Origin of the sequence: Arsenophonus nasoniae DSM 15247 (genome assembly GCF_000429565.1) — a bacterium.
Classification (GTDB): domain Bacteria; phylum Pseudomonadota; class Gammaproteobacteria; order Enterobacterales; family Enterobacteriaceae; genus Arsenophonus; species Arsenophonus nasoniae.
In genome coordinates this window covers 1-6,377 of sequence record NZ_AUCC01000122.1, presented here as the reverse complement: position 1 = coordinate 6,377, position 6,377 = coordinate 1, and the positions used below count along the sequence as shown (strand labels likewise).

The window sequence follows — 6,377 nt, the reverse complement described above, 5'->3', positions numbered from 1 at the left end:
TGCCGGATACGTTCCAATATCTATCCGATCACCTTTCCCTTGCCAACGATAGCGATATTGAAAAATCACTTTACCTTTTGGTGTTACGCGAACTGATAACCCCTCTCTGTCTGATTTAGTCACCATTTTAGCTTGTGGCTTACCATTTACCGCTCTTAACCATGAATCACTTACCGCCATCTTTTTTTTCTCCTTGTGTCCAATCTTTTTATGATATTTCATGTACACCAATATGTACATAAATTTCATGACACAAGGATTATAATAGGTGACTAAAAACAGCTATTATATACTGAGATGGAAAATAAAAATGATATAAAACATAGTATTAATTATTAAATATCGACTATCGATGACGGTTAACGGCTATTGTTGATAGATATTTATTATTTGATGATAAAATAATAACGTCTGAAATTTTGTTAAATTATGCCAAGACAGGAGACAATATGTACCAAACTATTTTAGTTCCGATTGATCTGTCTGAAGACACCTTAACGCAAAAAGTTGTTCCGCATATTAATGCGCTAAGCCAAACTGATGATCCTGATTTCTATTTTATCTCTGCAATTTATGCGCCTTCTTTTTTCATTGCTAGTAAAATTGTCTATTCCAAACAGCCAATTCGCGATGACGATGAAATTGTACAGCAAGCTCTACATTCCCTACAAAGTATGACAAAAAAATTTGCTATACCAGAAGAAAAAGTACACTGCTTAATTAAAGCAGAACCACCAAGAGACGCTATTTTAGAAATTGCCGATGAAGTTAACGCTGATTTGATTGTTATTGCCTCTCGCCGGCCTAACTTTAAAACCCATTTATTAGGTTCAACTGCCGCCGCAGTAGTAAATTACGCTAAAATCCCAGTTTTAGTGATTAGATAAATACAGTTATGCGGGAATAATCATCCCGCCTTGCTGGCAATATTACTAATTAATTATTATTCTTATTTTAAGAGGAATCATCCATTGGTAAATATGATTAAATCAGATAATTAATTTTTGCCAAATCTATTACTTGCTTGGCGTTGAATAAGTGAAAGGTGATATATGAAAGAATACAAAGTCGTTATCATCGTGGGTAGCTTACGCAAAGGTTCATATAATAAAAAACTGGCTAACGAATTAATCAAACTAGCTCATCCACAGATACAATTTTTTTTCGCCGAAATAGGAAAACTGCCTCTCTATAATCAAGATGATGATGAACAACCAAGTAAAGTGGTGCTGGATTTTAAGCAACAAATTGCCGATGCTGATGGTGTTATTTTTGTTACCGCAGAATATAATCGTTCTATTCCTGGCGTATTAAAAAATGCTCTCGATCAAGGTTCTCGACCTTATGGAAAAAATGTGTGGGCACAAAAACCAGCTGGGGTTATCGGAACTTCACCTGGCGCCATGGGAAGTGCACTATCACAACAACATTTAAGAAATGTGTTAACTTTTCTGGATATGCCAATACTCAATCAACCAGAAGCTTTTATTCAATGGAATGAGAATATTATAGACAAGCAAGGTAATTTGCTGGAAAGAACGAAGGTTTTCTTGCAAAAGTGGCTGGATGCTTATAGCCATTTTCTAAAAAAACAACTCAATTAATTAAATCAATATTCTAAAGTTGAAGGCGAGTCGATTGCAAAAGTCGCCTTTACTACTTCAGCAATAACAACAAGTTACTAACTAAAAATCAAAATTGATCACTTAATATAAAATAATCTATCATTTTAATAACTTAAACATCTTATTTCTCTTTTATTTAAATTCAATTCCCCACGATATTGATAAATTTTACTTGCTTATTTTGCTAATTTCTTTGGCTAATAAACTATTATCAAAAATCAAAAGGCCATTTTTGTGAGTAACTTAACTTGTTCTTATATAACAACGGATGCAAATTCTGCCGTTGCTTCTGTTGCATATCGACTCAATGAAATTATCGCCATTTATCCTATCACGCCTAGTTCCAGTATGGCTGAACAAGCAGATATATGGGCAGCAAATAATCGAAAAAATATTTGGCAAGACATACCTAAAATAATTGAGATGCAATCCGAAGCCGGTGCCATCGCGACAGTGCATGGTGCTTTGCAAACCGGCGCACTGGCTACCTCATTTACCTCATCTCAGGGATTATTATTGATGATCCCAACCCTTTATAAACTCGCCGGCCAATTACAGCCTTTTGTCTTACATGTCGCCGCCCGAACTGTCGCCACCCATGCATTATCTATTTTTGGCGATCACTCCGATGTGATGGCCGTACGTCAGACAGGTTGTGCTATGCTATGTGCTAATCATGTGCAACAAGCCCAGGATTTTGCCGTTATTGCCCAAATAGCCGCACTGAATAGTCGATTGCCTTTTATCCATTTTTTCGATGGCTTTCGTACTTCTCATGAAATCAACAAAATTCAGTCAATCTCCGATAATGTACTGCAAAAATTAATACCTGACCAAGCAATAAGAGAACATCGACAACGTGCTTTGTCACCAGAGGCACCCACTATCCGAGGAACCGCTGCTAATCCAGACACCTATTTTCAAGCGCGCGAAGCGATTAATCCTTGGTATTTTCAAGCTTACCAGCATGTCTTGGATGCCATGCAGACCTTTGGTAATATCACCGGGCGTTACTACCAACCGTTTGAATATTATGGCCATCCTGATGCTGAGCAAATTATCATTTTGATGGGATCAGCGGCTGGGCCTTGTGAAGAGGTTATTGATCAACAGCTGACACAAAATGAAAAAGTCGGCATGGTAAAAGTGCATCTTTTTCGCCCTTTTTCTGCCCAACATTTTCTTAAAGTAGTACCATTAGCAGTAAAATCGATTGCGGTACTTGATCGAACAAAGGAACCGGGGGCGCAAGCAGAACCGTTGTTCCTGGATATTATGACAGCGTTAGCGGAGTCTTTTAGCCAGGGCCTACGTGATAAGTTACCTAATGTTATCTCGGGTCGCTATGGTTTATCTTCAAAAGAGTTTGATCCTGACTGTGTGATCACTATTTTTCATCAACTTAAACTGGCTAAACCCAAAACGCGTTTTACTATTGGCATTCACGATGATGTCACCGGACTGTCTTTACCGATTATTAAAGCAACACTCCCCACTACCCACAAATTAGCGGCCCTATTTTATGGCTTAGGTAGTGATGGTTCAGTATCCGCAACGAAAAATACGATTAAACTTATTGGCAACCATACCCCTTTATTTCCACAAGGATACTTCGTTTACGACTCTAAAAAAGCTGGCGGGCTAACGGTTTCACATTTACGTATTAACCACCAGCCTTTCTATTCGTCCTATCTTATTAAGCAGGCGGATTTTATCGGCTGTCATCAGTGGCAATTTATCCACAAATATCAGTTAATTGAAAAATTAAAACCCGGTGGTATTTTTTTAATCAATAGTCCTTATAAATCTGATCAAATCTGGCATCATCTGCCGCAAGAAATACAATATTTGTTACGACAAAAACAGGCACAATGCTATACCATTAATGCTTATCAAATTGCCCGACAATGCCAATTGGGTGGCCGTATTAATACCATTATGCAAACGGCTTTTTTCTATTTGACCCAATTATTGCCTATGTCTGAAGCTAAACAGCAATTAAAAGAGGCTATAAGCCAAAGTTATCGCAAAAAAGGGGCTAATGTTGTTGAAAATAACCTTAACGCAATTGATCTTACCATTAAGGCAATAGAAAAAATTGATTTACAGCAGATTGATATCACCAGTCTTTGCCGGAGCGCGACAGTAGCGCATGATGCCCCTGATTTTGTAAAAAACGTTACCGCAAAAATGCTCGCAGATTTAGGTGATACCCTTCCCGTGTCAGTATTTCCTCCCGATGGTTGCTGGCCAACAGGCACGACAAAATGGGAAAAACGCAATATCGCCGAAACGATCCCTATTTGGCTACCAGATCTTTGTACCCAATGCAATTATTGTGTGGCCGCTTGTCCTCATGCTGCCATTCGTGCAAAAGTCACTTCTGCCGAAATACTGAAGGCTGCGCCAGCTAGCTTACCCTCTTTAGCCGTTAAATCTCGAGATATGCGAGGACTCAATTATGTACTCCAAGTTGCGCCAGAAGATTGTACCGGTTGCAATCTTTGTTATGAAGTTTGTCCGGCGAAAGATCGGCAAAATCCACAAATCCGCGCGATTAATATGCAACCACGTGTCGAACATCTAATAGCGGAAAAAATAAATTTTAACTTTTTCCTGCAAATTCCCGATATTGCCCCACATCAACTAGCACGTATAGATATTCGGACTTCACAATTAATTACCCCCTTATTTGAATATTCAGGAGCTTGTGCTTGTTGTGGTGAAACCCCTTATATTAAGTTACTGACTCAGTTATATGGTGACAGACTACTGATTGCCAATGCCACTGGCTGTTCATCTATTTACGGTGGTAATCTCCCGACTACCCCCTATAGCAAGAATAGTGAGGGGCGAGGACCAGCTTGGGCAAATTCACTATTTGAAGATAATGCAGAGTTTGGTCTGGGATTTCGTTTAACTTTAGAGCAGCATAAAAAAAGAGTCTCTCGTCTGCTAAATGACTTCGCTGAACAATTACCGAGCACACTTATTAATCAACTACAGGATGATTCTTTATCAATTGAGTTAAAGCGTCAATTAATTAATCAGTTACAATCATTGCTGACTAAAATCAATAGCGCTGAAGCCCAACAACTAAGCACCGATGCTCACTATTTGATTGATAAATCAGTATGGATCATTGGGGGTGATGGTTGTGCCTACGATATTGGTTATGGTGGCTTGGATCATGTGCTCAATAGTGATGAAAATATCAATGTTTTGGTACTAGATACACAATGCTATTCCAACACCGGTGGCCAACAATCAAAAGCGCCCCCTATTGGTGCAGTGACTAAATTTGGTGAAAATGGCAAACAAAAAAGCCGTAAAGATCTGGGAATTACCATGATGATGTATGGACATGTATATGTGGCACAAATCGCTATTGGCGCCCAAATGAACCAGACTGTTAAGGCTATTCAGGAAGCCGCCCGCTATTCAGGACCATCACTGGTTATTGCTTACAGTCCTTGTGAAGAACATGGTTATGATCTTGCCTATAGTCATGATCAAACCAAACAGCTAACAGCAGCTGGATTTTGGCCGTTATACCGTTTTGATCCACAACGTAGTCAGGCGGGAAAACCGGCGTTGATACTTGATTCAAGAGCACCGACAGCATCGCTGAAGGATATCTTACAAAAAGAGCAGCGCTTTTCTCAGTTAACCAGACAGTTACCTGAACAAGCAGAAATACTGGCAAAACAAGCAGAGATAGCGGCACATAGACGCTACACTCTGCTTGAATTACTGGCTAAACAAGATACTCACTAAGATCGCATAGATCGCCATCTGCTGATTAAAAAAACAGCATTAAGCAATAAAGCCGCTAAACTGATAAGCGGCTTTATTAACATTAATTGATGCTCAATGATTATCCTATTTACCGTTTAGGGATAATTAATACCTGTCCAGGATAAATTTTATTCGGATCTTTTAACATTGGCTTATTTGCTTCAAAGATTTGCTGATATAGATTGGCATCCCCATAAACTTTTTTCGCAATAGCACTCAAGGTATCACCGGCTACTACTGTGTAATGCTGAACATCAACACTACCACCTGCGATATGATCTTCAACTTTTTCAACACCGGCAACATTGCCTAGCGCAACTAAAATCTTATTTTTCATATCAGCAACAATGCCTTCACCCGAAACGGTGACTTTGCCATTATCATCAACATTAACATTGACCTGATCCGCTCCTTTGATCCCTAATGAATCAAGATGTTCTTTCAGTTTTTTTTCTTTATCATCTTTAGTCGCCGCAGCAGGATCCCAGAGTTTGTCGCCCGCGCTTTTTAAAAAATCAAATAATCCCATATAACCTCCATCACTTAGTTTTGAGGAAATAAATCTAAGTCTCAAGCTATTAGATAATAAATCAAGCGCTCTAAGTGTCAACGATCACCGAAAACTGATCCACTTTTTATCTAAATCCGATCAATCAAAATTGATCCACTGTTTTACTCAGTTATTGCTCCTGAGCGCCGCTTATCTTTCAATCGGTAGCTTTTATCGCTTAATTGCAGTACATGTGAATGATGAAGTAAACGATCAAGCATAGCGGCAGTTAATGTTGCGTCATCAGCAAAAGCACTTGGCCATTGCCCAAATGATAGGTTACTCGTCAATATGACACTGCCATGCTCATAACGCTTGGCAATCACATTGAAAAACAGGTTTGCTTCTTCTCGCCCAAACGGCAGGTATCCAATCTCATCGATAATCAACAACTTCGGGGCCAT

6 protein-coding genes are annotated in these 6,377 nt (G+C 39.1%); 3 read left to right on the top strand and 3 right to left on the bottom strand.

Going from position 1 to position 6,377, the window contains the following annotated elements; translation table 11 throughout:
- Positions 1-180, bottom strand: a 180-nt coding sequence (locus G468_RS0115685; RefSeq protein WP_026823868.1) for an Arm DNA-binding domain-containing protein, incomplete at its 3' end; no start/stop codon positions are given.
- Positions 181-449: 269 nt separating this feature from the next.
- Here G468_RS0115685 and G468_RS0115680 point away from each other — a divergent pair.
- From G468_RS0115680 to nifJ, 3 genes are all read left to right on the top strand, one after another.
- Entirely contained in the window at positions 450-887 is a 438-nt protein-coding gene (locus tag G468_RS0115680; RefSeq protein ID WP_026823867.1) for a universal stress protein, read from the top strand.
- Between the two features lie 165 nt (positions 888-1,052).
- A complete protein-coding gene (locus tag G468_RS0115675; RefSeq protein ID WP_026823866.1) occupies positions 1,053-1,604 on the top strand; it encodes an NADPH-dependent FMN reductase in 552 nt (183 codons plus the stop codon).
- Positions 1,605-1,859: 255 nt separating this feature from the next.
- Positions 1,860-5,402, top strand: a complete 3,543-nt coding sequence (nifJ, locus tag G468_RS0115670; protein ID WP_246067228.1) for a pyruvate:ferredoxin (flavodoxin) oxidoreductase — start codon at positions 1,860-1,862, stop codon at positions 5,400-5,402.
- Positions 5,403-5,511: 109 nt separating this feature from the next.
- Here nifJ and lysM read toward each other — a convergent pair whose 3' ends face one another.
- Positions 5,512-5,952: a peptidoglycan-binding protein LysM gene (gene lysM / locus G468_RS0115665; protein WP_026823864.1), complete on the bottom strand. Its 441-nt coding sequence runs from the start codon at positions 5,950-5,952 to the stop codon at positions 5,512-5,514.
- Between the two features lie 143 nt (positions 5,953-6,095).
- On the bottom strand, positions 6,096-6,377 hold a 282-nt coding region (locus G468_RS0115660; RefSeq protein WP_026823863.1), incomplete at its 5' end, for an ATP-binding protein.